This is a genomic window from Staphylococcus sp. Mo2-1 (assembly GCF_046721385.1).
Lineage (GTDB): Bacteria > Bacillota > Bacilli > Staphylococcales > Staphylococcaceae > Staphylococcus > Staphylococcus equorum_A.
In genome coordinates, this window is record NZ_JBEUUK010000001.1 from 2,692,788 (window position 1) to 2,719,401 (window position 26,614).

The 26,614-nt window shown below is 32.6% G+C and carries 21 protein-coding genes and 6 pseudogenes; 18 read left to right on the top strand and 9 right to left on the bottom strand.

Annotated features, from left to right (window positions below):
• Positions 1 to 7: 7 nt before the first annotated feature.
• Positions 8 to 337 (top strand): PH domain-containing protein, encoded by a 330-nt coding sequence (locus ABLV95_RS13705; protein ID WP_460872272.1) that lies wholly within the window; start codon positions 8 to 10, stop codon positions 335 to 337.
• 111 nt (positions 338 to 448) lie between these two features.
• Here ABLV95_RS13705 and ABLV95_RS13710 read toward each other — a convergent pair.
• Positions 449 to 1,184, bottom strand: a pseudogene (locus tag ABLV95_RS13710) (glucose 1-dehydrogenase).
• 149 nt (positions 1,185 to 1,333) lie between these two features.
• On the opposite strand from ABLV95_RS13710, the gene ABLV95_RS13715 reads away from it, so the two are divergent.
• Together ABLV95_RS13715 and ABLV95_RS13720 are read left to right on the top strand one after the other, a co-directional pair.
• A complete protein-coding gene (locus ABLV95_RS13715) occupies positions 1,334 to 1,768 on the top strand; it encodes a MarR family winged helix-turn-helix transcriptional regulator (protein ID WP_069814867.1) in 435 nt (144 codons plus the stop codon).
• A 65-nt stretch (positions 1,769 to 1,833) separates the two neighbouring features.
• A complete protein-coding gene (locus tag ABLV95_RS13720) occupies positions 1,834 to 2,589 on the top strand; it encodes an SDR family NAD(P)-dependent oxidoreductase (protein ID WP_069814865.1) in 756 nt (251 codons plus the stop codon).
• A gap of 73 nt (positions 2,590 to 2,662) precedes the next feature.
• On the opposite strand, the gene ABLV95_RS13725 is transcribed toward ABLV95_RS13720, so the two are convergent.
• Complete coding sequence (locus ABLV95_RS13725) at positions 2,663 to 3,088, bottom strand: MaoC family dehydratase (protein ID WP_460875992.1); 426 nt, start codon at positions 3,086 to 3,088, stop codon at positions 2,663 to 2,665.
• Between the two features lie 150 nt (positions 3,089 to 3,238).
• On the opposite strand from ABLV95_RS13725, the gene ABLV95_RS13730 reads away from it, so the two are divergent.
• Both ABLV95_RS13730 and ABLV95_RS13735 read left to right on the top strand, forming a co-directional pair.
• Entirely contained in the window at positions 3,239 to 3,457 is a 219-nt protein-coding gene (locus ABLV95_RS13730) for a hypothetical protein (protein ID WP_069814861.1), read from the top strand.
• A pseudogene (locus tag ABLV95_RS13735) lies at positions 3,441 to 4,209 on the top strand (SDR family oxidoreductase). Before ABLV95_RS13730 ends, ABLV95_RS13735 begins: the two are co-directional and overlap by 17 nt.
• A 158-nt stretch (positions 4,210 to 4,367) precedes the next feature.
• On the opposite strand, the gene ABLV95_RS13740 reads toward ABLV95_RS13735, so the two are convergent.
• Complete coding sequence (locus ABLV95_RS13740) at positions 4,368 to 4,970, bottom strand: hypothetical protein (RefSeq protein ID WP_460875994.1); 603 nt, start codon at positions 4,968 to 4,970, stop codon at positions 4,368 to 4,370.
• The gene (locus ABLV95_RS13745) at positions 4,963 to 5,595 is read right to left on the bottom strand and encodes a hypothetical protein (protein WP_460872273.1); all 633 of its coding nucleotides are present in this window, start codon (positions 5,593 to 5,595) and stop codon (positions 4,963 to 4,965) included. The genes ABLV95_RS13740 and ABLV95_RS13745 overlap by 8 nt, the downstream gene beginning before the upstream one ends.
• A gap of 176 nt (positions 5,596 to 5,771) precedes the next feature.
• On the opposite strand from ABLV95_RS13745, the gene ABLV95_RS13750 reads away from it, so the two are divergent.
• The 5 genes and pseudogenes from ABLV95_RS13750 (at position 5,772) to ABLV95_RS13770 (ending at position 9,947) form a co-directional block, all read left to right on the top strand.
• Complete coding sequence (locus ABLV95_RS13750) at positions 5,772 to 6,413, top strand: hypothetical protein (protein ID WP_460875996.1); 642 nt, start codon at positions 5,772 to 5,774, stop codon at positions 6,411 to 6,413.
• A complete protein-coding gene (locus tag ABLV95_RS13755) occupies positions 6,391 to 6,996 on the top strand; it encodes a hypothetical protein (RefSeq protein ID WP_069814850.1) in 606 nt (201 codons plus the stop codon). The genes ABLV95_RS13750 and ABLV95_RS13755 overlap by 23 nt, the downstream gene beginning before the upstream one ends.
• Complete coding sequence (locus ABLV95_RS13760; RefSeq protein WP_460875998.1) at positions 6,993 to 8,135, top strand: ABC transporter substrate-binding protein; 1,143 nt, start codon at positions 6,993 to 6,995, stop codon at positions 8,133 to 8,135. Before ABLV95_RS13755 ends, ABLV95_RS13760 begins: the two co-directional genes overlap by 4 nt.
• A gap of 3 nt (positions 8,136 to 8,138) precedes the next feature.
• Positions 8,139 to 9,137, top strand: a complete 999-nt coding sequence (locus ABLV95_RS13765; RefSeq protein WP_460876000.1) for a FecCD family ABC transporter permease — start codon at positions 8,139 to 8,141, stop codon at positions 9,135 to 9,137.
• A pseudogene (locus tag ABLV95_RS13770) lies at positions 9,137 to 9,947 on the top strand (ABC transporter ATP-binding protein). The gene ABLV95_RS13765 and the pseudogene ABLV95_RS13770 overlap by 1 nt, the downstream one beginning before the upstream one ends.
• Positions 9,948 to 10,021: 74 nt before the next feature.
• Here the strand turns inward: ABLV95_RS13770 and ABLV95_RS13775 are convergent.
• Positions 10,022 to 10,402, bottom strand: coding sequence for a winged helix-turn-helix transcriptional regulator (locus ABLV95_RS13775; RefSeq protein WP_069814844.1), 381 nt, complete (start codon positions 10,400 to 10,402; stop codon positions 10,022 to 10,024).
• 121 nt (positions 10,403 to 10,523) lie between these two features.
• Here ABLV95_RS13775 and ABLV95_RS13780 point away from each other — a divergent pair.
• Both ABLV95_RS13780 and ABLV95_RS13785 read left to right on the top strand, forming a co-directional pair.
• A pseudogene (locus ABLV95_RS13780) lies at positions 10,524 to 11,706 on the top strand (MFS transporter).
• Between the two features lie 157 nt (positions 11,707 to 11,863).
• Positions 11,864 to 13,061: pseudogene (locus ABLV95_RS13785) on the top strand (amidohydrolase).
• A 261-nt stretch (positions 13,062 to 13,322) separates the two neighbouring features.
• Here ABLV95_RS13785 and ABLV95_RS13790 read toward each other — a convergent pair.
• Complete coding sequence (locus tag ABLV95_RS13790) at positions 13,323 to 14,744, bottom strand: MDR family MFS transporter (RefSeq protein WP_002506109.1); 1,422 nt, start codon at positions 14,742 to 14,744, stop codon at positions 13,323 to 13,325.
• Between the two features lie 587 nt (positions 14,745 to 15,331).
• On the opposite strand from ABLV95_RS13790, the gene mbcS reads away from it, so the two are divergent.
• A complete protein-coding gene (gene mbcS, locus ABLV95_RS13795) occupies positions 15,332 to 16,909 on the top strand; it encodes an acyl-CoA synthetase MbcS (protein ID WP_460876002.1) in 1,578 nt (525 codons plus the stop codon).
• 198 nt (positions 16,910 to 17,107) lie between these two features.
• Here the strand turns inward: mbcS and ABLV95_RS13800 are convergent, their stop codons facing one another.
• Together ABLV95_RS13800 and ABLV95_RS13805 are read right to left on the bottom strand one after the other, a co-directional pair.
• Positions 17,108 to 17,653, bottom strand: coding sequence for a DUF1541 domain-containing protein (locus tag ABLV95_RS13800; protein WP_002506107.1), 546 nt, complete (start codon positions 17,651 to 17,653; stop codon positions 17,108 to 17,110).
• Between the two features lie 18 nt (positions 17,654 to 17,671).
• A complete protein-coding gene (locus tag ABLV95_RS13805) occupies positions 17,672 to 19,714 on the bottom strand; it encodes a heavy metal translocating P-type ATPase (protein ID WP_427705578.1) in 2,043 nt (680 codons plus the stop codon).
• Positions 19,715 to 19,897: 183 nt separating this feature from the next.
• Here ABLV95_RS13805 and ABLV95_RS13810 point away from each other — a divergent pair, with 183 nt between their 5' ends.
• The 3 genes and pseudogenes from ABLV95_RS13810 (at position 19,898) to ABLV95_RS13820 (ending at position 22,309) form a co-directional block, all read left to right on the top strand.
• Entirely contained in the window at positions 19,898 to 20,629 is a 732-nt protein-coding gene (locus ABLV95_RS13810) for a MerR family transcriptional regulator (protein ID WP_460872279.1), read from the top strand.
• Between the two features lie 177 nt (positions 20,630 to 20,806).
• Entirely contained in the window at positions 20,807 to 21,511 is a 705-nt protein-coding gene (locus ABLV95_RS13815) for a dihydropteridine reductase (RefSeq protein ID WP_427705573.1), read from the top strand.
• 211 nt (positions 21,512 to 21,722) lie between these two features.
• Positions 21,723 to 22,309: pseudogene (locus tag ABLV95_RS13820) on the top strand (undecaprenyl-diphosphatase).
• 153 nt (positions 22,310 to 22,462) lie between these two features.
• Here the strand turns inward: ABLV95_RS13820 and ABLV95_RS13825 are convergent.
• Positions 22,463 to 22,666, bottom strand: coding sequence for a TM2 domain-containing protein (locus ABLV95_RS13825; protein WP_069814824.1), 204 nt, complete (start codon positions 22,664 to 22,666; stop codon positions 22,463 to 22,465).
• 263 nt (positions 22,667 to 22,929) lie between these two features.
• On the opposite strand from ABLV95_RS13825, the gene ABLV95_RS13830 reads away from it, so the two are divergent.
• On the top strand, positions 22,930 to 23,595 hold the full coding sequence (locus ABLV95_RS13830) for a 4'-phosphopantetheinyl transferase family protein (RefSeq protein WP_427705571.1): 666 nt from the start codon (positions 22,930 to 22,932) through the stop codon (positions 23,593 to 23,595).
• Between the two features lie 204 nt (positions 23,596 to 23,799).
• Positions 23,800 to 26,571, top strand: a complete 2,772-nt coding sequence (locus ABLV95_RS13835; protein WP_460876004.1) for an amino acid adenylation domain-containing protein — start codon at positions 23,800 to 23,802, stop codon at positions 26,569 to 26,571.
• The last annotated feature ends 43 nt before the right edge of the window (positions 26,572 to 26,614 follow it).

The following is a 26,614-nucleotide window of genomic DNA, read 5'->3' on the forward strand; positions in this document are numbered from 1 at the left end:
TAATCGAATGATATTAGATAATATTAATCCAGAAGATTTATTTCCAACTGAGAAACAAGGGCCTTCCGTTTTAGGAAATATGGAATACCCTGTTCAAGGAGAAATAAAAGTATACGAAGCGGCTTATGTCGCAACAAATGAACGTCTTATATTAAATGTTGATATGGGCGGCCAGTTTTACTATAGAAACATTAGATATGACGAAATTGAAAATATCGAATTAGACGGTAATGTATTAACGATGCGCTTTAGCATTGGCACATTTTCTTTAACAGATTTAAATAAAGAAGATGCTGAAAACTTTGTCGCTTACGTAGAACCTAAAAAATATAATTAGTAATTTGATTTCAATAGATAGTATGAATTATTATAAACCCCCTTCACAACCATTTAAATGGTATTGCGAAGGGGGTTTTGTTGTTTGAAATATTTGGTTTGCTTAAGTTGTTTATAACGCAGTAAGACCGCCATCGATGACGAATTCAGAACCTGTAGAGTAACTGGCGTCATCTGAAGCTAAAAAGATGACCATATTAGATACTTCTTCAGTTAGAGCTACACGACGCATTGGAATGGTCTTCGCGAATTGTTCGACTGCTTCTTTAACACCTTCTTGTTCAATCATAGGTGTCTGAATTACACCGGGATGTACTGAATTCACACGTATATTATAGGGTGAAAGATCTCTTGAAGCAGCCTTAGTCATGCCGCGAACTGCAAATTTCGTATCTGTGTAGCCAATTGCACCACCAACAAGTCCATTCATAGAAGATATGTTTATAATTGAACCGTGCTGTTGCGCTTTCATAGTTGAAGCAACTGATTTCATACCTAAAAATACAGACACTTGATTGATGTTTACAATTTTCATATAACTTTCTAAACTGAGTTCTTCTATAGGCGTGTTATAAGTAATGCCAGCATTATTTACTAAGACGTCTATTTTGTCCCATTTTTTGATTACTGTATCTACTACATTTTGCCAATCTGCTTCATTAGAAACATCATGTTTAATAAAAAGTGCATTTTCCCCAAGTTCTTGTGCAACTTCTTGACCGAGTGTTTCATTGATGTCAGTAATCACAACTTTTGCACCTTCATGCAATACTTTTTCAGCGTGCATTTTCCCCATACCTTGTGCTTGCGCCAGTAATAATTACAACTTTATTGTCTAATCTTTTCATAATTTAACTTCCTCCCATGATCAATTCACTATTATTATATAATTTAACAGTAAATACATTAAAAGTTAACTGTTTAGCATTAAGTATTTTACTGCTAAACTAATTTTGTATATACTATTATTATATCAACGTATTTAAGGAGGCATATCATGGAAAAGAATAACTTTTTCGAACTGATTCATAATGCTGAGTTATTTAATGACGCGACAATGACACTTTTTATGAAACAATTTAATATGAATGTTAATATTTCACAAATTATTGCCTTATCTAAACTTAAAGAGCATGGTGCGCAGAAGCCATCCGCGCTTGCGCAGTCGCTTGGTTATACTTCAGGTGCAATTACCGGTTTAACAAACAGACTCGTTAAAGAAGGCTACGTAGTAAGGGCACATCAAGAAGAGGATAGACGTTCCATTTTAATTACGATTACTGCAAAAGGACTGGATTTATTAGAAGAAGCTCAAAAACAAGGTCAAAAAATGAGAAATGAAATTTATTCAGTATTAAATGATGAAGAAGTGACGGAATTACTTAACATTCAGAAAAAACTTTATAGTCATGTCAAACAATTGAATAAATAAGATTTTATACGTACAAAAGAAAGAGCGAAAATATTCTAATATTAAAAAATGAAAAGGTGATTTTAATGACTAGATTAGATGGTAAAGTAGCAATTGTGACTGGTGGCGCAGGAGGTATTGGCTCTGGAATTGTGAAGGCATATGTTAAAGAAAATGCGAAAGTGGTTATCGCTGATATCGCTGAAGAAAAAGGGGGATTATTGAGTGAAACACTAAACAGTCAGGGTTATGAAACGTTATTTATTAAGACAGACTTAACAGATAAAGATTCATTGCAAGCATGTGTAGATACTACGCTAGAAAACTATGGAAAAATTGATATATTAGTTAATAATGCACACGCATCTCGCATGAAGTCTTTTTTAGATATTACAGAAGAAGATTTGAACTTATCATTGAATACTGGATTTTATGCGACATTTTATTTATGCCAAATGGTTATACCTTATTTGAAAGAAACAAAAGGTAATATTATAAACTTTGGTTCGGGCGCCGCTGTAAAAGGGGATAAGCATCAAGGTGCATATGTTGTAGCCAAAGAGGCGATACGTGGTATTACACGTGTAATAGCTAATGAATTTGGCGAATTTGGCATTAATGCTAATATCATATCTCCAATCGCTTATTCTGAAGGCGTTGATCAATGGCGTAAAGATAACCCTGAATATTATGAAAAGGTGGTCCAAGGCATTCCATTGCAAAAATTTGGAGATGTTGAAAAAGATATTGGTCCAGTAGCAGTATTTTTAGGGAGTGAAGACGCGCAATATATCACGGGACAAACGGTTATGGTAGATGGCGGTAGTATTAAATTATACTGATGATGTTACAAGCATAACGAAGTACTTGTGTATCAATTGAGATGAAATAGAATAATTTATTAACAAGAGCGTTTTAACGTTTGATAAGTGCCGTGAGTTCGCCTTCAAATACTTTAACATCTTCATGATTAAATGTTGTCATTAATACCGTAAGTAAACCTTGGTCTCTTTTACCGACCTTTTTATCAATAACTTTTATCACAGTATGTAATTCATCATCCGGAAATACTGGTTTGATAAATTTAATATTATTCATATGTGTACCTGCAATGACATCTTCTCCGTATTTGCCTGTTTCAATCCATAGTTTAAAAGAAATGGCTAGTGTCTGGATACCGGAAGCGATGACACCATTAAATCTGCCTTGTTGTGCTTTTTCTTTATCTAGGTGCATATATTGTGGATCAAATTCACTAGCAAAATCCGTAATTGCTTCTTCGCTTATTTTATATGGCTTAGTCGTAAATGTTTCGCCAATGTGAAATTCATCTAGTTTCATGATTGTATTCTCCTTTAATGTGTTAAATGATTCATATTTCTATTGTACTGAGTAATATGAAAAATTAAAATTTATTGAAATGAAGTTTAGCTGTTTTTTCAACTAACTAATATATAATTGTATCAATTATGGCGGAAGATTCGTACCATCATGTCACTGGTTCTATTTGTTATAAGACAATTGAAAGCAACAGATTCATTTTTGGAGCTAAAAGGGTTTTTAAATGGTATATTTACACTAGTTGATGCAATTCATATACGTATCATCATAGTCGTTATTAGTTTAATTCTATCTTATTGGATTAAAAAACCAATAAAATTAAGAAATCATTTGAATAAAGGGGCTGAATATTATGAAATTAAAAGATAAAGTAGCGATTGTCACAGGTGCGAGCATCTGGCATGGGTAAAGCAATTGCCGAATTATATGCTAAAGAAGGCGCTAAAGTTATTGTAGCTGATCTTAATTTAGAAAAAGCAGAAGCAGTGTCAAAAGAAATTAATGAAAATAATGGCGTTGCTCAAGCCATTGAGGTAAACATAGTTGAGCAAGAAGATATCGATAATATGATTGATACAACCATAGAATCCTATGGTACTTTAGATATACTAGTCAATAATGCGGGTGTTATGGATGGTTTTGAACCTGTGGGAGATATTTTGGATGAACGTTGGGATTTAATATTTGATATTAATACTAAAGGTGCAATGAGAGCAATGCGCAAGGCGATACCAATATTCTTGGAAAAAGGAAAAGGTATTATAATCAATACGACTTCTACAGGAGGATTAAATGGTGCACATGCGGGCGCTATTTATAGTGCTTCTAAACATGCACTCGTAGGACTTACCAAAAACACTGGATTTATGTATGCTAAAAAAGGTATACGTTGTAATGGAATTGCGCCAGGAGCAATTGAAACAAATATATCTGATTCAATGAAAAATATTAACCATTTTGGAGCTGAACGTACAAAAATTGCACAAAGTGCGATACCTAAAACAGGGCAAGCAGAGGAAATTGCTAAAGTAGCATTATTTTTAGCTTCTGATGATTCGAGTTTTATCAATGGGACAATCGTCACAGCAGATGGTGGATGGACCGCGAGCATTCTAGAATAAATATGCATAGCATTATCATCATTATTTCTTGGGAAATATAAAACAACTGTAACTAAAAAAATGATGGCTTCTACGTGAAATAAAGTAGAAGCCATCATTTTTGTATAAACTAAGTGATTGTCATTAATATTATGGTTTTATTTCTTATTTATAAAAATTTATTCATAAGCTAAGTATGGAAAAAAGCCTTCAAGAAATTTTTCTGTAGTCGGCATGAAATATGAGCCAAAATGATAATCCGGATCTAGCGTTGTAATAATCCAATGACCATATTGCTTGGATTTTTGTTCGTACATTACAGCACCGCCATTTTTTGAGGCAATTAATATTTCAGCATCTTCTGGTGGCCAAAACACACCATGTTGATGCCACGTGCAATCATTTAGCGTAAGGTAACGTGCGAATAATGAATGATTCGGTGCGGATAAAAGCAAACCACTATCAGCATTCTCTTCTAACCACCACCAAAAATTAGTAGGTCTAAATTCCCAGTTTTGATTTGGTAACCAGTCGTGGGGTTGTGGTCCAAATGCGACAACAGTGCCTCCAGATTGTGCGAAATCATGAATTTTGTCGACACTTTTTAATAATAAGGGCTGGTTTAGCTGTGAAGGCACGATTAATATATCAAGCTGACTAATGTCTGTTTCTAAAAAACCTGGATGGTAAATTAATTGGTCTATAAATTGATGAAACTTAGGTTCATGAAATGTACGATAATGTGACTCATTTCCAGAGTATATAACACCTATTTTATTCATTAATTTTTCCTCCTTGTAATGATATTATTTCTTGTTTTAACCAAGTTATAAATTGACCAGAAATATAATCGGTTGTTTTATTTTGCGCTTTGTATCCTAAAAGTGAACGGCCCGCGTGCATAAAGAGTGTCCCTTCTGTTGATATTCTATCTACGTAGGTTACAACATGTCCGTTTTGAAAGGTTAGGTGTATTTCATGTTCAGGTTGCGTTTGGTAATGGCCTCTTGCAAAGAAACCAACTACCCCTTTATTAAATGTCATATCGTCAGTTTTGACATTGGCATATATAGAAGAGTCATGCTTTGGAGTTAGCGAATAATCACTGAAATGATGAATGTGCTCAGGCATAAACAAAGCAGTTTTCGGCAAACAAGGTTTAAATAAGTGTCCAAAAAAGACAATGATTTTTTTAGTGTTCAAATAATCGTTTATCAAACCTTTATGACGATACAAATATTCTTGATCTACAAAATTAGGAATGATAATTGCGTCAAATTTAAAAATGTCTAATTTATGAAATTCGTATTGAGGTATATACTCTACAATGATTTCTTTGTCTATATCACTTTCTTTGTTAATGCCAAATGCATGCTCAGGGTCGATGTGACCGATTAAATAAGTCATTAAAAACATCCTTTTATAATTAATTTGTTTTTTGAAATAACATTTTGATGATAATTAATTTTTAAATTTAAATTCAATTTCAAAGTTTTAATTGAAATTGAGAATCATTATCGGTAAAATGGTTTATATATTATAAAATACGCATAAATATAAAATTTAGCAAGGGAAGTAGAAAAATGAATGAAATCGCATATTTAGCAATAGACATCCAATTTTCGAGACTTACAGAATTAGATCGTCAAAGAGGACTCGTGTTTTTAAATGTATATGACTTACCAAACACCAATTTAAATACATTTGATGGCGTGATTATTTCAAACCATATCGATGAACCTTATCTATTGGCACAAGACGACATATTAAATGACTATATCAACCAAGGTGGAGTGATTTTCACATTAGTGGAGAAATCTTTACCTTGGTTGAATTGTGTATCGACTTGGAAAAGGTCTCCCATTCCATTAAAAGATCGAGCGTTAGAAATGAAAGCAACCGATAATGGGCTTTTTGAAAATATTAAAGTAAAAGATTTGGAATATAGACGAGGTGTGCGTGGTTTCTTTTCAAGAGGTTATTTTGAAACGGTTCCAGAGCAAGCAAAAGTATTAATTACGGATCAAGAACAACAACCTATTGTTTATGTAGATCGAACACATAAAGGCACGATATATGCAGGTGCGGGCACTGATATGTACCGTATCTATACACATGAAGACAACACTTCAAATCAAGTAGGGCTACAGATGTTGAATGCTATACGCACAGAAGCATCGAACATTAGGGGGAATATCAACATTGAATATTGCTTTGATTGTTAATGGGACACCATACCAAAATAGATTTTTAGAAGAACAGGAATTTAAGTATTTATATAATGACGTAATACATATTAGAACATTAAGTTCATACGACTTAAGTTGCTATGACACGATTTTATTATCGTGTCGCTTAGATATTCAATTATTGAAACAACATAGACAATTATTTTTAAAATTTTTAAAACTAGGTAAGCGGCTAGTGATTTTTGGAGAAGTATTGGATCAGTGGTTTCCTCACGTACATTGGGAAGATTCTGAAGTGAATTTCAGTTGGTGGGTCCGACCCAACGGTGACCTACCGTTAAATCCTGATTATCAAACGCATAGTCTATATGAATACTTAAAAGTGGATGATATGAAGTGGCATTATCACGGCACGTTCGATCCACCAAATGGTGCGAAATCATTATTAAATACACCAGATGGACGGTCGATTTTTTATATTGATGATGTCAATTTCAATGGCGAGTTAATCGTAACTTCGTTAGACCCAATGTTTCATATTGGACTTGGATTTATTAATCAAGCTAAGCCATTTTTACATGGTTTAGGACAATGGCTAAGAACAGGAGATAATCAATGAAGAAAAAATATAGTGTCCTAGCTGGGATTGTATTATCAGCTACATTACTTACAGCATGTAATTCAAATACGACAGCTACGAATTCAGAAGATAAAGAAGTAACGAAAGAAGAAAAAATAGTGAAAGATCAAACAAATCGAGAAGTGAAAATTAAAAAAGATCCAGACAGTATTGTAGTAGGAGGCATCTTGCCATATTTTTCTACTTGGTTTGTAGGGACGAACTCTACGAAAGAAATTAAAGGAATACATCCTAACGCGTATAACGCTGCAGAAAATTCTATACTTTCTAAAATATCACCTGATATAAAAAAAGCGTCTACAGAGTTTGTGAAAAATGGCGATGTGAATATAGAAGAACTATCTAAAATAAACCCAGATGTCTACTTTGAAAATGCTACTGAAGAGAAAACCTTAGATAAAGTTGCAGAGAGTGGCATACCAACCATGGGACTAGAAACAATCAAGGTTGAAGACGCTGATCCTTTAGCTACATTTAATAGCTGGTTAAAAGTTACTTCAGATGTTAAAGGTGGCAAGACGAGCGATAGAACTGAGAAATTTATGAAAGAGGGAGAAAAATCTCAAAAAATGATTGATGATGGCCTAAAAGACACGAAAAAATCAGACAAACCCAAAGTTCTATTCTTACATCAACATACAGACAACTCTATTGTTGTTGGTGGCGGTAATTTCTTTAGTGAAAAATGGACAGAAGCAACTGGTGGTATCGATGTTGTTGGCGATGATGGTGTCGATGGTCAAAAAGAAGTTAATATGGAGCAAATTTATAAATGGAATCCAGATAAAATCTATATTACAAACTTCACTGAGACCCAACCTAATGATTTATTGAAAAACAAAGTGTCTGGTCAAGATTGGAGTCAGGTAAAAGCAGTTAAAGACAAAGCGGTCTATAAGGTGCCTTTAGGTATCTATCGTTGGTTCCCACCAAACGGAGATGCACCGTTAATGCTTAAATGGATGGCACAACATAATCACCCAGATAAATTCAACTATGATATGAAAGATGAAATCAAATCATATTACCAAGATTTTTACGACTATAAATTATCAGACGAAGATGTTGAGTCTATTTTACATCCTTCATCTGATGCTCGCGAAGTATTAAGGAGTTAACTAATGAAGAAATCAAAAATATTATTATTAATTGTTTTACCACTTGTGGTAGCAATTATTTCACTCGGAGTAGGAAGAGTTTTTATAGATCCTATTACGATTATTAAAATTTTAACATCACAAATTATTCCTATAGAAGAAACATGGGCACCAGTACAAGAAACGGTAGTGATGAATGTTCGTTTTCCAAGAATATTATTAGCCCTATTAATAGGGGGTGGATTATCTATTTCTGGTGCGAGTTTTCAAGGCATGTTTGGCAACCCTTTAGTTTCGCCAGACATACTGGGTGTTTCAGCAGGAGCTGGATTTGGAGCATCTCTAGGTATATTGTTTTTTGGTAACACTTTTGGGGCACAAATATTAGCTTTAGCATTTGGACTATTGGCGATACTGTTCACATTTTTTGTAGCAGGAAATCAAAAAAATTCTCCAATCTTTATGTTTGTGCTCGCGGGTGTCATTACATCAGCATTGTTTAATGCACTTATTTCATTAATGAAGTTCGTAGCTGATCCAGAAGAGAAATTACCCGCAATCACGTATTGGTTAATGGGAAGTCTAGGAACAGCAACTTATAAAGATTTATATGTTGCGGCACCGATTATCATCATAGGCGTGCTCATATTGTATACACTAAGATGGAGACTTAATTTACTCACATTACCAGAAGATGAAGCTAAGTCTATGGGTATTCCTGTTGTAGCTTTAAAATGGGCAATCATTGCAGGTGCAACGATTATCACAGCGACTACGGTTGCGGTAGCGGGTATCGTAGGATGGGTTGGTTTAATCATCCCACATATTGCACGTATGTTTGTAGGTAACAATAATCAATATGTGTTACCTGTATCACTTGCTATCGGTAGTACATATTTGTTAATCATTGATAACTTGGCTAGAAGTTTAACAGCTACTGAAATTCCATTATCTATCTTAACTGCAATTATTGGCGCACCATTTTTTGCATACTTATTACGCCGTATGGGAGGTTCGTGGTAATGCACTTAGAAGTAAAAGAAGGCAACTTTCATTATAAAAACAAACCTTATTTATATAAAGAAGATGTGAATTTTAAATTGGCTCCTGGCGAGGTCTTATCGATTTTAGGGCCTAATGGTGCTTGGAAAAACAACATTGTTAAAATGTGTTATTGGGTTGCTAGATTGGACGGATGGCGAAACGTTTATCGATGATGTCCCGTTAAATGACCTGAAGAAAAAGGAATTGTGGAAAAAGATTGGTTATGTGCCTCAAGCTCAAAAAATGACTTTTGGTTACACGCTCTTAGAACTTGTGATCATGGGAAGAGCGCCATTTATCAGTACTTTAGCACAACCTTCAAAAAAGGATGAAGCGGCCGCAATTGAAGCGCTGGAAACAGTGGGTGTTAGCCATTTGGCCAATCAGTCATGTAACGAGGTCAGTGGCGGAGAATTACAATTAGCACTCATCGCAAGAACACTTGTATCGGGCCCTGAATTATTAATACTGGATGAACCAGAATCTCATTTAGATATTCAAAAACAAATTACGATTTTAAAAACGATACGTAAGCTGTCAAAAGAACAGGGGATATCATGCATTATTAATACGCATTATCCAAACCATGCGTTTTATCTTTCAGATAATGTGATTATTACTGGAAAAGAAAAAGGTATCGTTTTTGGAGAAACAACTGAAGTAATGACCGAACAAAGAATGAAACAATTCTTCGATGTTGATTTGAAGAAACTGTATTATGAAGATGAAGAACTACAACTTGAAACGATGGTTCCTAAAGATTTAGGAATCCAAAAAAACAAGATTTAAGAACAGAAATAATCATAACAATTTGGTATACAAAACGCCCTATTCTAAAGTTATAGAATAGGGCGTTTTTGTTATTAACTCGGTTTGGGTATATCGACAAAATCTTGTTGTGCTAATGATACTGTTTCCCCTTGTTGATGCATTTTTTCAATATGGAACTCTCCCCAATAACAAAGTGAAGAAAGTAAATCTCCTAGTGTTTGACCATAATTTGATAATTCGTATTCAACTTTAGGGGGGATTTGATCATATACGATACGGTTGATAATACCGTCTTTTTCTAGTTCGCGTAATTGCTGTGTTAACATTTTTTGAGTAATCGTTGGAATGGCACGTTTTAATGCAGATGTACGCATCAACCCGTTGTTTTGTAAATGACATAAGATGACAGGTTTCCATTTTCCACCGATGACATCAATGGTTGCTTCGACGCCGATATTATAAGATTTGCTCATTTAATTACCTCCTGATAGGTACTCAAAGGTACCTATAGTACTTTAAAGTGCGTACTTCCGCTTTTGATATGTGTAGTTTATATTAACACATACATAAAACAAGAAGGAGTCAAAAAACATTATGAGAAAAAACAAATTCGCTATATTAGCGTTAGCAATGTCTGCCTTTGCAATTGGAATGACTGAATTTATTAGTGTAGGTCTCTTACCACTCATTAAAGATGATTTTGATACTACGATTTCATTAGCAGGATTAACTGTATCTTTGTATGCTGTGGGGGTAACAATAGGAGCACCTGTACTAACACCACTGACAAATAAAATGAAACGGAAGCATTTACTATTAATGATTATGCTTATTTTCATTGTTGCGAATACACTTGTTGCCTTTGCTACCACGTTTAGTATGTTGCTAGCAATGCGTGTATTATCGGCATTAATGCACGGAGTGTTTATGTCTATAGCCACAGCAATCGCAAGTGATTTGGTAACGCCTGATAAGCGTGCAAGCGCGATTGCAATGATGTTTACAGGTTTAACCGTTGCTACAATTACAGGCGTACCATTAGGAACGTGGATTGGTCAGCACTTTGGTTGGGAAGCGTCGTTTATTACGATTGCTATGATTGGATTGATCAGTTTAATCATTAATATATTTGCAGTGCCAAGTAATTTGAAAGAATATGCTCAGGCATCGATAAAGGAACAATTAGAAGTGTTTAAAAACAAGTCATTAATGATGGTTTATTTGATTACTGCACTCGGTTACGGTGGCACTTTTGTAGTCTACACATACCTGACTAGTATACTTACAGATATTTTGAATTATAGTGACGAAGCGGTGGTACTACTACTTGTGATATATGGTGTAATGGTTGCTATTGGCAATACACTTGGTGGGAAATTAACAAACAATAAGCCAACAAAAGTACTGATATGGATATTTTTAATTCAAGCTATTGTTTTATTACTTCTAGGCTTATCTGTGACACATTATTTCTTAGGTACGATAGCCATACTTATTATGGGGTTGTTCGCATTTATGAACGTTCCGGGTCTGCAATTGATTGTGGTGCTTTTTGCAGAACGTAAAAATAAGGCAACGACTAACTTTGCTTCTAGTTTAAACATTGCTCGCCTTCAATATCGGCATCACATTGGGAGCGGTCATCGGAGGATATGTGCTCAATCATTTTTCTCTTTCAATGACACCATATTTTGGCTTTATTATGGTGGTGATTGCTAGCATTATGATGTATATCGTTTATAAAAATGAGACAGAAGTACAAGTAGATATACTATAAAAATTTCATAATAAGAGAGATTAACATTACTTCATTAAATATTTAAAAATGTAAAATTCCATAAAACAGTAATTTATTTTTGTATTAATCTTCTTTTAGATTTAAAATTTTAAAATGGTTAAATTATTTATAAACAAATCGAAAGAAGTGAACAGTTATGAATACAAAAGAGATATTATTTGAAAAGTTGGAAGAGAAGGAATCTGAGATGATTCAGCATCGTCGTTATTTACATCAACATCCGGAGTTGTCATTCCAAGAGGATGCTACGGCGCAATATATTAAAGATTTTTACAAATCGAAAGAAGTGACAGTTACGCAACCTGTTCTAGGTAGTAACGCAATTATTGTAGAAATCAAAGGGGGACAACCTGGTAAAACAATAGGATTACGCGCTGATTTTGATGCGTTGCCAATACAAGAAGAGATAGATGTGCCCTTTAAGTCAACAAATGAAGGGGTGATGCATGCGTGTGGCCATGATGCACATACCGCGTATTTGTTAGGATTAGCAGACGCATTAATTGAAATAAAAGATGAACTTTCAGGTACAGTTAAAATTATTCATCAACATGCTGAAGAAATGCCTCCAGGTGGTGCACAACAAGTGATGCAATCAGGTGCATTAAATGATTTAGATGAAATATATGGTATTCATGTAGTACCCGTCGCTGGTACAGACGTGATTGGATATAATAAAGGCAATGCTTTCGGCTGGTAGTTCTACATTTACTTTAACGATTAATGGTTTAGGTGGTCATGTCGCGAGTCCTCATAAAACACACGATGCTTTGATTGCAGGTACCAACTTTGTAAACACCCTCCAAACAATAGTGTCTAGACGTATCGATCCTTCAGAAATGGGTGTGATTACTGTTGGTGCGTTTGATGCACCTGGTGGAGCCAATGTTATACAAGACAAAGTTACAATCAAAGGAACAGCACGTTATCTTAATGATGACTTAGAGCAATTTATGTATGAAGAGATTGAGAAAGTCGCAAAAAGCGTAGCGGTCGGTTTTGATGTTACGTATGATTTAGATTACCAATTTGGTTATCCTGTGCTATACAATCATCCCGCACAAACAGAACAAGTGGTAGATATTTTAACAGCAAGTAAGGGTGATTATTTTGAACATCTTGTAGAAATACCGTCAGTTTCAGGTTCTGAAGATTTTGCGTATTATTTAAAAGAAATACCAGGTGCCTTTTTCATCGTTGGCTGTAAACCAGAAGACATAGAAGCGCCATATATGAATCATCATCCTAAGTTTGAAGTGAATGAAGATGCATTATTAGTTGCGCCGAAAGCAGTGGGTGAAATTGCAATTAACAGACTTTCTGCTACAGACTAATCTTTGAAATATTCTTTTATAATTGGCCTCGTAACTTTTTATTGCATTTTGGATTGAACTACTCATAGCTCAACCAATAGCGAGATTTGCAATGAAAACACTGCACGCTAACAAATCGAACAGTTAATAAAGCATTTTTATCAACCAAAGTTAATATATTAAAATATAAAAAACACTTTCGAAAACATTCTATTTATATGAATGTAACGAAAGTGTTTTTTTATTATCTATTATAATGAAGCTTTTTGATCGATTGTCTAATTAAATTGTTCTGCGTGATGGTTTACTATCATCTTTAAGTTTAGCTGATAATAATAATGCGATGACTGATATACCAGTAGCGACCATGAATGTTACATTCACACCATGAATCATACCTTCTAGACCTTCACTAGGAATAGCTGAAACAGACATTAACGTAATGAATAACGCTGTACCGATTGCACCGGCCATTTGTCTAAATGTGTTGTTCATAGCAGTACCATGAGCAATGAGACTATTCGGTAATTGATTAATCGCTAGCGTTGTCATAGGCATCATAACCATTGCTAGTGATACCATACGTACTGCGTTAGCCGTGGCAAGATAAGTAAAGGTTGTATCAGCTGTGAGCATTGTAAATGGTATTGTTGAAGCAACTAATACGAGCAAGCCAATACGAGCGAGCCATTTACCGCCAAATTTATCAAATAAATAACCTGTAATTGGGTTCATTATTCCCATAACAACAGCGCCTGGTAATAATACTAAACCAGATTCTAATGCAGAGAATCCAATCATATTTTGCATATATAATGGTAAAATAATGTTTGATGCGATTAATACACCAAATACGAACATGCTTAATGCTGTACCTAACGTATAAATGCTGTAGCTAAACACTCTAAATTCAAGCATAGGTTCTTTGAGGTTTAACTGGCGACGAATAAATATAACTAATGCAATGATACCAACGATAAGTGGTAAGATAAATTGTACACTGCCCCATCCTGCTTCTCCAACAGAACTGAAACTGTATAAGAGTCCACCAAAACCTAGTGTAGATAGAATTACTGATGCGATATCTAGTTTTGGGTTTGAAGTTTCTGTAACGTTTTTCAATAGGAAAATTGAAGCAACGATGATAACAACTGCAATTGGGAATACGACGTAGAAGACACTTCTCCATGAGAGATGCTCTACTAAAATACCTGATAGCGTAGGTCCAATCGCTGGCGCGAATGCAATGACTAAGCCGAATAAGCCCATTGCGGTACCACGTTTTTCTACAGGGAAAAGTAAGAATAAGATTGTTTGCATTAATGGCATCATAATACCTGCGCCTGCTGCTTGTAAGACACGTCCAATTAATAGCATTGAAAAATCTAGTCCGACAGCACAGATTAAAGTACCTAATGCAAAAATGCTCATGGCGGTTAAGAATAACTGCCTCGATGTATAACGTTGAATTAAAAATGCAGTAACAGGTATCATTATACCGTTTACTAACATAAATATAGATTGTAACCACTGTACCGTACTTTCAGATACTTGTAGGTCTTTCATAATAGGGGGTAAAGCTGTACCAAGTAATGTTTGGTTTAAAATTGTAATAAAGGCCCCTGATAATAATACGATAAATAAGGGGATTCTTTTTTCTACATGGAATGCTCCTGTTTCAGTCAATAGACTCACTTCTTTCATAAAAATTGCACATCTAAACAGTTTAACACTAAGCTCATTTTCAATCTAGTGATTGAGCTTAAAAATAAATAATACATCCGATAATTGATGAACAGGGACCATTTCTCAATCTATTTTAATAATTTTGAAATGGTGCGTATAATTTTCGTAGTGATTTACACATTTATAATGCTACGTATGAAATACTACACTTTTATTATAGCTAATGTCAAAATAAACTCTATTTATATGAAGGGAAATATAAATGAAGTTGAAAAATCAGGAGTTAACATAAATTATTTAGATTAATTTCAGAACTCTATAAAGTGATTGCTAGAGCTTTTTGTGGAATTAATAAGTGTATAAAAAAATGATTTTGCAAAAATATTTTAATTATTCTGAATTTAAAATATATCTATCTATGGGTCACTTTTGCTATAATAAATAAGTAAATAAATCATTTAAGTCATAATCGTATCTATTTACATGTAATAAGTTTAAAATTATCATTAAATTATTGGAAAGTATTTGGATAAGTAATCAGTAATCTATACATTTAAAGTACAATTGTACAGATTATAGATGTTCAAATAAAAGGAGAGTAAATAATGAATAAACAAGATTTGATCGCTCCAGAAACTTATAACATAGTGAGCGAAATCGAAAAATTTACAGTAGATCAATCTAAAAAAGCTGTAATATTTGAAAATGAAACAGGAGAAAATAGAGAAATTACATATACCAACCTTATCAAAAATGCGAATAAAGTTGGTAATATGTTTTTAAAATATGGTTTTAAAAAAGGTGACAAAGTGCTCGTCATGATGCCACGTTGTATTGAGACATATGAGGTTTATCTTGTCGCCTTAAAATTAGGTATCATTATTATCCCTAGTTCTGAAATGTTACGTACGAAAGATTTACAATACAGAATTACACATGGTGAAGTAAAAGGAATTGTAGTTATTTCAGATGCGCTTGATGAGTTTAAAGCAGTCAAAGAATACGACACTTTAACTAAATTTATTGTTGGCGGTCAAGAAGATGGATGGATGTCAGTTGAAGATGAAAAAGCAAATTCAACGGATCAATTAGAGATTGTTGAAACTTCTCGTGAAGATATTGCTTTATTATCTTATACGTCTGGTACAACTGGTAATCCTAAAGCTGTTGTCCATTCACACGGTTGGGGCTATGCACATATGCAGATGGCGCCAAAACATTGGTTGAGTATTAAAGAAGACGATATTGTTTGGGCAACTGCTGCACCAGGGTGGCAAAAATGGGTATGGAGCCCATTGTTATCAATTATGGGATCAGGTGCAACTGCCTTTGTATATAATGGAAGATTTGATGCTGAAAAATATTTACAGTTATTACAAGATAATAAAATTAATGCGCTTTGTTGTACACCGACTGAGTATCGCTTGATGGCAAAACTGTCTAATTTAACAGATTATAATTTAGAACATTTGCATAGTGCAGTGTCTGCAGGCGAACCATTAAATAGAGAAGTCGTTGAAAAATTCCAAGAAAACTTTGATCTTATGGTAAGAGATGGATACGGCCAAACAGAAAGTACACTGTTGATTGGATTTTTAAAAGATACAGAGAGCCGTCCCGGTTCAATGGGTAAAGCAATCCCTGGTAGTCATGTAACAGTTATTAATGATGATGGTGAACTTTCTAAAGTAGGCGAAGTAGGTAATATCGCAGTGCCGTTAGACTTACCTGCATTATTCAAAGGTTATTATAAAGACCCAGAACGCACAGCAGAACCACAAAATGGTGACTATTTTATGACGGGTGATTTAGCTAAAATAGACGAAGATGGTTATTTCTGGTTTGAAGGTCGTAAAGATGACATCATTATTAGTTCTGGCTATACAATAGGACCATTCGAGGTTGAAGATTCACTTACGAAACATCCTTACGTAAAAGAATGTGCTGTTGTTGCAAGCCCACATGAAATTAGAGGGAACATCGTTAAAGCATTTATTATTTTACAAGATGATGTAACTGGTAATGAAGACACAATCAAAGAATTACAAAACTACGTCAAACATGACGTTGCGCCATATAAATATCCAAGAGCCATCGAGTTTGTCGAAGACTTACCTAAGACCAACTCAGGTAAAATTAGACGTATCGAATTAAGAGACGCTGAGAAAAAGAAACAATCGTAATTGATTAAACTTAAAAATGCTTAGTACACAAAAACCTGGCAATATCATTGAGTAATTTTAATGATAGTGCCAGGTTTATTTTTTTATTGAAAAGTGTTTGCTCTTTTTATTACGTCATATCATCTGTATTATAATATCGAAAGTAATGGGAATGCTAAATGCGGTTAGATTTTAAAAAGTCTAAAAGGATAATTTAATTTATCTCGATTTTAGTTCGTTACTTGTCATCCATTTATGATTTTTAACCATTTTGTCATTTTCAGTTGATCTATAATCAACTACATAAACAGTTGTCTTATTTACATCATCTATTTTTGCTTCTGCCCCCTTCATACCTGGCATATGGTCAGCTTCTAATTTAACTGTATCACCTTTCTTAAAGCCATTTTCAGGGGCATCGGCAACTTCTTCATTAACAACCCATTTATGATTACTTACCTTTTCATCCCCATTTGTGGGTGTATAGCTTACGACATAAGCATAAGTCTCATAAGCACCTTTTACAGTAGCTTCCGCATTTTTCATACCTGGCATGTGTCCTGCTGTAATAGTAACTTCATCATCTTTTTTAAATTTACTTTCTTCTGTGCTCTCCATATCCTCTGGAACTTTATTTTCACTTTTATGTTCCATATGTTCCTCGTGTTTTTGATCTTTAGAATCTTTTTCCTCTCCACTGCCATTTGAGCAAGCTGATAATACGAGGCCTGATGCTAATATAATAAAGCTTAATTTTTTAATCATAATTTTAACCCCTATCATTTATTTTAATTTTAAAGTAAAAGCGTTAATTGCTACGATAACTGTACTTAAGGACATGAGTATTGCACCTACAGCAGGCGATAATATTAAACCTATAAAAGCTAATATACCAGCCGCAAGAGGAACGGCTACAACGTTATATCCAGCACCCCACCATAAATTTTGAATTGTTTTTCTCATAGTGTTTTTAGAAAGTGTAAAGAAATTGATAATATCGGATGGATTGCTTTTAACAAGTATGACATCGCCTGATTCGACTGCTACATCTGTTCCAGCGCCTATCGCCATTCCAATATCTGCTCTTATAAGACTGGGAGCATCATTGATTCCATCGCCAACCATCATAATTTTACTACCTCTGCTTTGATATGCTTTAATAATACTTTCTTTATCTTCGGGCATTAATTGTGCATGGACATCGTTAATTCCTAATTGTTTAGCAACTGTTTCTGCAACTTCTTTATTATCACCAGTAAGCATCACTGGTGTAATGTTTCTTGATAATAAGTCTGAAATCATTTGTTGTGAGCTTTCTTTGATTTTATCGCCTTGTGCAATCATGCCAATAACTTGTTGGTTATGAATTAAATAACTAATAGAATTACCTTGTTGAGCAAGATGAGTGAATTGTTCTTTATTATACTTAAGATTGTTATTATCGAGATAAGAAGCATTCGTTATTTTGAGTATTTTATTATCAACTGTGCCTTCTAATCCTACGCCTGGTAAATTATTAACTTCTTTAGGATTAGCATACGAGATATTTTTACCTTTAGTAAAATCAACGATTCCAGTAGCAAGTGGATGATTAGAACTACTTTCTAATGAAGCAAATAGACTCAATATTATCTCCTCATGGAATTCATCAGTAAAACTTTCATAGTGATTTACTGTAAAATCACCTTCAGTAAGTGTTCCTGTTTTATCCATCATAACGTAATCAATATGTTGGGCAATTTCTACAGATTCTCTGTTTTTTATGATTAAGCCATTATGTGCACCTATAGAAGTAGAGCGTGCTGTAACTAATGGAATGGCCAGTCCTAATGCGTGTGGACAAGCAATAACTAATACAGTAACAAGTCTTTCAAGTGCGAAGTCGATATCATTTTGAATAAGCATCCATACAATAAATGAAATTAACCCTACGCTCACTGCAAAATAAAATAAATAACCTGCTACTTGATCTGAGAGAAGCTCGGCTTTTGACTTATCATTTTGCGCCTGATTAACTAATCCCATAACTTGAGATAGGTAGCCATTTTCACCAGTGGCTGTAACTTTAACTTGTATTGTGCCTGAACCATTGATAGAGCCGCCAATAACGTCATCATTATACTTTTTGGCAACTTTTTTTGATTCACCAGTAACTAATGATTCATCAATTGATGTCTCGCCCTGAGTGATTGTGCCATCTGTAGGTATGCTTTCCCCAGCTTTAACTTCAACAATATCATCAATATTGATGTTATCAATTTTAACTTCATGACGTTGGTCATCTTCTGTCACTTTAATTGCAGTATTCGGTAACAGTTCTGCCATTTTTTTCAATGCATTGCCTGCTTTACCTACAGCATTCATTTCAATCCAATGACCTAACAACATAATTAAAATTAAAGTCGCTAATTCCCAGAAAAAATCCATTGTATGCGTTGAGGAATCGGTGAAATTATTCATGTAAAAAGCATATAAACTATAAAAATAAGCCACTGAAATGCCTAAAGCAACTAGCGTCATCATGCCAGGTTTTTTAGTTGAAATCTCATCCTTAGCACCTGTTAAAAATGGTTTGCCACCGTAAAAGAATAAAATTGTAGCAAGGATTAAAACAATCCAATCAGAACCTGGAAATGAAAATTGGAATGGCAATGTAACACCCATCATTGGTGATAGAATAATAATAGGTATTGCAAAAATTAAAGAAATAAAAAATTTATTTTTAAAATTGCCGTGATGATGCGCATGACCATTATGGCTGTCATGATGCTCATGTTCGTGATGACTATGAGCATCATGATTATGGTGTTGATCATTATGTTCCATAATAAAACCCCCTATATTTATAGAATTGGTAATAAGATGATTTTAGTATAACACATACCCTATAGAGGTATAAATATTTCGACTTTTCATAAATAATTTGGTAGAAAACATAATGAGAGTGTTTATTTATATTGACTGTTACTCAGGGTAATAGTTTATTAAATAAAGTAGGAGGTGAAAAATATGTCTATATATTCAACAGGAGAGTTAGCTGCCCTTTTTTCTATCACAACTAGAACCATTCAATATTATGATAAAAAAGGAATACTCAAACCATCCTATGTTAAGGATAATAACTACAGAGTTTATACAGAAAAAGAAGTAAAAAAATTACAAATTGTCATAACTTTAAGAAATATGCAATTCAATTTAAAAGATATTAATAAACTAATTAATAGTGATGAAGATTTGAGGTCAATATATTTATTATTAGATCAAAAGATAGAGGGTGATGAACAACGCATAAAAGAAGATCAGCAAAGACTTAATAACTTGAAACGTGTTAAAAGTATGATTTCTGAAACATCTAACTCACCGATACAAAAATTATTAGACATAGAAGATGTTATGAATAAAAATGAAAATATTAGTAAGTTATATCGAAAACTATTTTTGGTGGGTGGATTAGGGACATTAGTCCAGTTAATAGGTATATCAATAAGTTTTGCTATAAAAAGTTATTTACCATTTGTAATATCTTTTGTTTTAGCTATTATTTGTGCGATTACAATAACAAATAAATACTTTAATTCAGTATTATACATGTGCCCGAATTGCCATTTTAAATTCAAACCTAAAAAATTAAAATGGATGTTAGTCGCGCATACATCGAAGACTAGAAAATTAAAATGTCCAAACTGTAACGAAAAATATCATTGTATAGAAACATTAAAAGAGGTTGAAAAATTCTCTTAATTAATGGAAAAGCGTGAGCAGAAAACATTTATTTTCTGTTCACGCTTTAAATATAGCGAAAATTACTTCTGCAAAATGATTTTCAATAAACAGTAATATCCTTTAATTGATAATTATTATCATTTGAAGTATATTATATAAATAGATTTAATTGTAAATGATGAGGAGAATATATAAATGCAGATATATTGGACTAAAATAAATAAGATTATTAATGAGACGTCTGAAATTAAAACGTATTTACTTGATCGCCCAGAGGGTTTTACTTGGGAAGAGGGCTCTCACACGCACATGGGATTAAAAGGTTTTAATGAAGGCGAAAAACCAAATAAAAGCTTAGTTCGCCATATGTCGATTTCTACTGTTCCTAACGAGAATATAATTGGAATTACTACAAGAATAAGAAAACAATGTTCTGAATTTAAAAATATTTTAAATAAGTTAGAAGTTGGACAAGAAGTAGCGATTTTTAAAACACATTCAAATATTCCACTAAAAAGAGAAAGTAAAAATGTGTATTTACTATCTTCGGGTGTTGGCTTAGCGACATATAGACCAATAGTGCTTAAATATTTAGAGAACGCTGAAAATGTTAATAAAATACATTCTATAAATGTTGATTCATCTAAAGAATTCTTATTTACAGATATATTTAAATCTGTACCAGATAAAAAATTCACATCACAATTTGTGGATAGCAGAGCATCATATTATGAGCAATTAGAAAATATTGCAATGGATAAAAATGCTTTATTTTATATAGTAGGTAGCGATGAATTCGTAACTCAAAATATTGAAAAATTATTTGAGTTAGGTATGAAAACATCACAAATTGTAATTGATAAGCGTGAGAAACAACGCTCGGAATTCCTAACAATATAAATGCTTAAATTGCTATAAAATTAAAATATTGTAATGCCTCAAGCCAAAGGTCTGTTATATATTTTTGAATATATTCAAAAATCGTTTCTTTATATTTTAAAGTAATTTTCAACAATATTTTATAGATATTGTTTTAATATTTTATTTTGGTATAGTTGAAGGTCAGTATAAACTATATTTAATAAAATTAAATAATTAAGGAATGATTTGAATCAATTTATCAGAATTAAATGTTGAACTATTTAGGGTGTTTAACGAATTAAGTAAACAACTGGTGTTTTTAAATCCAGTAATGATTTTTTTAGCTAAATACATGGAGTATTTTTTAATTTTAAGTATTATCATATATTGGTTTACTCGAAAACAACAAAATAGAATGATGGTCATTAGTGCAATCATTGCTTTTGTAGTCGCAGAGTTATTAGGAGATATTATAGGGAAAGTATATTCAAATAACCAACCATTTGCAGAATTATCAAATGTTAATCAACTTATTGGACATGAAATAGATAATTCATTTCCAAGTGATCATGCACTACAATATTTTGCTATATGTATCATGTTTCTGCTTTTCAAAAAAACTTAAGGTATTTTTGGCTAGTATTAGCTTTTCTTGTAGGAATTTCACGGATTTGGGTTGGTGTACATTATCCGGCAGATATACTGGTAGGCGCAATTTTAGGTACGTTTTCGGCAGTATTTTCTTTCTGGATCGTTCCTCATATAAGGCTAACTAAAAAACTTTTAGAAATATATGAAAGAGGAGAAACGTTCATATTATCGAAAATATCAAAATAAAGCGTATAGATAAATAATACGGCACGATAATATATAAAATTTCTGAAGATAAGAAAATATACTAAAATAGCAGTGAAGAAATCTATAATGATAGAGGCCTTCACTGCTATTTTATATGAGTAGATTATCCAGTATCTTAAATTTCAAATTGCTTTATACTGCTATATCTCCATTACTATCCGACTTTTTAAAAACAGTTAAAATCGCTTCTACGATACCAATGATTTCAGGAATACCAGTCCAACAAAATACAAAATATAATATCCCTAATTTTCTTTTGTTTGAATAAAATTTATGGACGCCTAATCCACCTAGAAAGAAGGCTAATAGCATATAAATTATTTTGTTAACTTTCATTAAACCATCTCCTGAACCTTTTATAGGCACTATACAATATAAATGGTGGTATACATAATGTTTTGACTATTTAGACTTGAATAACAAATATATCTAATATAATAAGTGGCTTAGATTTTTAAAAATCATTAAAAACTTTAACATTAAAAATATTTTAATATGTTACCATAACACTAATAATATAATGTTTTTAATAATTTCCATGTATTAGTAAAGTTTTTTATAATGATATATCGTGAACCTATATAGAATGGAGCAAATAGATGAAGTTATATTTAATAAATGTAAGTGACTTAAACTATGATGCTATACAAAATCGGTTTTTAAATCATATCAGATGTGACAAGCAGAATAGAATTCATAACTTACATGCCGCAAATGATAAGGTGCTTACTTTGATCAGTGAATTGTTATTATATTATGCGCTGATCAAAGATTATGGTTTTTCTCTAGAAGGACTCATTTTTGAGGAAAATGAGTATGGCAAGCCATATTTACTAAAATCACAGAACGTACATTTTAATTTATCTCATTCAAATGAATGGGCGGCTTGCTATATCTCTGATTCGCCAGTAGGCGTCGATATAGAGCAAATAGATGATATAGATAAGAAACTGTTTTGTGATATTACACATGCTAATGAACGCGCTATGATGAGCAATAATAAAGAGAATTTCTTTTCTTTTTGGTGTTTAAAAGAAAGTTATACCAAATTTATAGGAAAAGGCTTATCTTTTGATATTAAACAATTATCTTTTGATTTTAACATCAAACACAATATTGAGTTGGTATATAATAACGAAATAATTACAAACCATTTTTTATTATTAGATGTAATAGAAAATTATAAATTAGCTGTTTGTTGTGAAAATATAGTTACACCTAAAATTGAGTTTGTAACGTATAAAAATATAGAAAAACACTTATAAAATCATCGTGGGAGAGCTGTTTTGGAATAATTTTACATTCATTTACTATAAGTTAATAATAATTTATGATTTAATAAAAAAATTACAAAATATTTACAATTTATAACCTTTTATAACTTTTATTATTATAATAATAAGAGTTATAAAAGGTTATTTTTTTAAAAAATATGTTAATCTTAAGATATAAAAAAAGGGGGTTTAATTATGGAAACAAGTACTTTATCAGATGCACAGACCGAAATTATTCAGTTACAAGAATATTATGAAAATAATAGCATTAATAATATACCGGGGATTATTTATATTAAACCTGAAGTTAAAATAGAAAAAATAGAAAAGGCATTAAATAATCTAATAAAAACACATGAGAGCTATAGAATTAAAATGAAAAAAGTGAAAGGTGAATATAAACAATATATTACTGAACACAAAGATAGAAATTTTGATTTTATTGACTTTATGAATAATCAAGTAGGGTATGATGAATGGATTAATGAACAGGCACGTAAAAACCTATTTTTTGAAAATAAGGACTTATTTGACTTTAAAATAATGAGGTTACCTACTGGGAAAACCGGAATACTTTTGTCGGAACATCATGTTATTTCAGATGCGTGGAGTGTGACAGTAGCTATCAATACAATATGTAAATATTTAATTGATGGAACTAATAACAAGCAAATAGAGTCTACATATTTTAATTACATCAAAGAAGAATTAGAATATAAAAATTCTAAAAGGTTTGAAAAAGATAAAAATTTCTGGTTAAAAAAGGTTGAAAATTTAGAAGATAATGAATTATTCGAAAATAATAGTGAAAATAATGGTCTGAGTAATAGAAAAAGTTATAGTTTCTCTGATATAGAAACCCATAGAATACACGACTTTTGTGAAAAAAATAATATAAGTATTAATAATTTATTCTCTTCCATTATGATTATTATAAAATATAAAAAAACAGCATCGAAAAAAATTTCAGTCGGGTCAGTAATGCATAATAGAAATAAAAAAGCAGAAAAAGGGCTTACTGGCGTGTTTTCAAGGGCATTGCCAATTATAATTGATGTCTCTAGTGATTATTCTATATTTGATTTATTAACCCAAACAAAATATGAAAGTTTCAATATACTAAAACATAGAAAATATCCGTATAGAAATATAGTAGAAGATAGTGGTGGGCAAAAAGGACTATTAGACTGTTTGATTTCCTATCAAAACACTCAACACAATTATGAAATTATAAAAAATGGTTATTCAGATGAATGGATAGAAAATGGCTCAAATAACGCGCCATTAACTGTAAATATTAGTAATAGGAATAGGGAAGATACTTTAATTGTAGATTATGATTATCAAAGTGCTGTTGTGAATGAGAAAGAAATTATAGACCCGCATAAGATAATATTAAAAGTCATAGAAGAAATAATAGAAAATCCAAGTAAAAAGATTAAAAATATAGAGTTATTGGATGAAAACGAAAAAGATACCATCTTAAACGACTTTAATGATACAGAGGTTAGTTTAAATAATACGGAAACGTTTGTTGAACGTTTTGAAAAGCAAGTGAAAAAAACGCCATATCAAACAGCGATTACGTATGAAGGCAAACGTTTAAGCTATAATGAGTTAAATATCCGTGCGAATCAGCTTGCTTATCAATTAAGAGATGAAGGTGTGAAAGCTGACAGTCTAGTTGGTTTAATTATGGATCGACAACTTGAAACGATTATTAGTATTTATGGAATTTTAAAAGCAGGTGGCGCTTATGTTCCAATTGATCCTAATTATCCAATTGACCGTATTAATTATATTTTAGAAGATAGTCAACCGAAGGTTTTACTAACAGATCGAGTATTAGATGAATCTATAAAATATGAAAATAAAGTAATTGATTTAACTAAAGAGATAAAATCAGAAACATTTCCAACTTCTAATTTAAAACAAATTTCAGATAAGTCTAACTTAATGTATGTGATTTATACTTCAGGTACAACTGGAAAACCGAAGGGCGTTATGGCACATAGTGAAGGCGTTATGAACCGTTTGAACTGGGTGATAAATAAATATAATGTTGATGGTGACGATACAATATTATTTAAAACACCTTATACTTTCGACGTTTCAGTTTGGGAAATATTTGGCTGGGCTATGGCCGGTAGTCAAATTGTTTTACTACCATCTGGAGAAGAAGGTAATCCTGAAAAAATAACTGCATTATTAGAAGATTACGCAGTAACGATGGTTCACTTCGTACCTTCGATGTTAAATATGTTCGTCAATTTTATTAAATCTACGAACAACTCACAGTCCATTTCGAAATTAAAATATGTTTTAGCTAGTGGCGAAGCATTGAAACCTGAACAAGCTAATGACTTTAATCATTTTATCGGGAATAAAAACAATACTGCCTTATTAAATCTATATGGTCCTACTGAGACAACCGTTGACGTAACAAGTTTTGACTGTGAAAACCATAAGACATATGACTCAATTCCAATCGGTAAACCAATCTCAAATATTCAAGCTTATATTCTAAATGAAGATAATAATATAATGGGTATCGGCGTGCCTGGCGAACTCTGTATTGCGGGCGTGGGTGTCACAGCAGGGTATTTAAACCGTCCTGAATTAACACAAGAGAAATTTATTGATAATCCGTTTGGGAAAGGTAAATTATATCGTACGGGAGATTTAGCGAAATGGAATGCCGACGGCAATATTAGTTATATAGGTCGTATAGATGAACAAGTTAAAATACGTGGTTATCGTATTGAATTGGGCGAAATTGAAAGTGTTTTAAGACAACAGGCTCATATCATTGATGTAGCGGTTGTTGCGACAACGATGGTTGAAAATGAATTATCTATTTGTGCGTATTTAGTATCAGATGACGCACTTGATTTTGGATCTCTAAAAACATCTTTAGGTCAAAAGTTACCAGATTATATGATACCAAGCATATATGACACAACTTGATAAACTGCCAGTAACTTCAAATGGAAAGCTGAATAAAAAAGCT

What these genes read in the sequence shown, in the direction of transcription:
- ABLV95_RS13775 (WP_069814844.1), bottom strand. Translation starts at nt 10,402, where the DNA reads ATGAGCAAATCTTATAATATCGGCGTCGAAGCAACCATTGATGTCATC.
- ABLV95_RS13810 (WP_460872279.1), top strand. Translation starts at nt 19,898, where the DNA reads ATGTCTATATATTCAACAGGAGAGTTAGCTGCCCTTTTTTCTATCACA.
- ABLV95_RS13790 (WP_002506109.1), bottom strand. Translation starts at nt 14,744, where the DNA reads ATGAAAGAAGTGAGTCTATTGACTGAAACAGGAGCATTCCATGTAGAA.
- ABLV95_RS13715 (WP_069814867.1), top strand. Translation starts at nt 1,334, where the DNA reads ATGGAAAAGAATAACTTTTTCGAACTGATTCATAATGCTGAGTTATTT.
- ABLV95_RS13805 (WP_427705578.1), bottom strand. Translation starts at nt 19,714, where the DNA reads ATGGAACATAATGATCAACACCATAATCATGATGCTCATAGTCATCAC.
- ABLV95_RS13745 (WP_460872273.1), bottom strand. Translation starts at nt 5,595, where the DNA reads ATGACTTATTTAATCGGTCACATCGACCCTGAGCATGCATTTGGCATT.
- ABLV95_RS13730 (WP_069814861.1), top strand. Translation starts at nt 3,239, where the DNA reads ATGTCACTGGTTCTATTTGTTATAAGACAATTGAAAGCAACAGATTCA.
- mbcS (WP_460876002.1), top strand. Translation starts at nt 15,332, where the DNA reads ATGAATAAACAAGATTTGATCGCTCCAGAAACTTATAACATAGTGAGC.
- ABLV95_RS13750 (WP_460875996.1), top strand. Translation starts at nt 5,772, where the DNA reads ATGAATGAAATCGCATATTTAGCAATAGACATCCAATTTTCGAGACTT.
- ABLV95_RS13705 (WP_460872272.1), top strand. Translation starts at nt 8, where the DNA reads ATGATATTAGATAATATTAATCCAGAAGATTTATTTCCAACTGAGAAA.
- ABLV95_RS13815 (WP_427705573.1), top strand. Translation starts at nt 20,807, where the DNA reads ATGCAGATATATTGGACTAAAATAAATAAGATTATTAATGAGACGTCT.
- ABLV95_RS13740 (WP_460875994.1), bottom strand. Translation starts at nt 4,970, where the DNA reads ATGAATAAAATAGGTGTTATATACTCTGGAAATGAGTCACATTATCGT.
- ABLV95_RS13830 (WP_427705571.1), top strand. Translation starts at nt 22,930, where the DNA reads ATGAAGTTATATTTAATAAATGTAAGTGACTTAAACTATGATGCTATA.
- ABLV95_RS13825 (WP_069814824.1), bottom strand. Translation starts at nt 22,666, where the DNA reads ATGAAAGTTAACAAAATAATTTATATGCTATTAGCCTTCTTTCTAGGT.
- ABLV95_RS13725 (WP_460875992.1), bottom strand. Translation starts at nt 3,088, where the DNA reads ATGAAACTAGATGAATTTCACATTGGCGAAACATTTACGACTAAGCCA.
- ABLV95_RS13800 (WP_002506107.1), bottom strand. Translation starts at nt 17,653, where the DNA reads ATGATTAAAAAATTAAGCTTTATTATATTAGCATCAGGCCTCGTATTA.
- ABLV95_RS13765 (WP_460876000.1), top strand. Translation starts at nt 8,139, where the DNA reads ATGAAGAAATCAAAAATATTATTATTAATTGTTTTACCACTTGTGGTA.
- ABLV95_RS13835 (WP_460876004.1), top strand. Translation starts at nt 23,800, where the DNA reads ATGGAAACAAGTACTTTATCAGATGCACAGACCGAAATTATTCAGTTA.
- ABLV95_RS13760 (WP_460875998.1), top strand. Translation starts at nt 6,993, where the DNA reads ATGAAGAAAAAATATAGTGTCCTAGCTGGGATTGTATTATCAGCTACA.
- ABLV95_RS13720 (WP_069814865.1), top strand. Translation starts at nt 1,834, where the DNA reads ATGACTAGATTAGATGGTAAAGTAGCAATTGTGACTGGTGGCGCAGGA.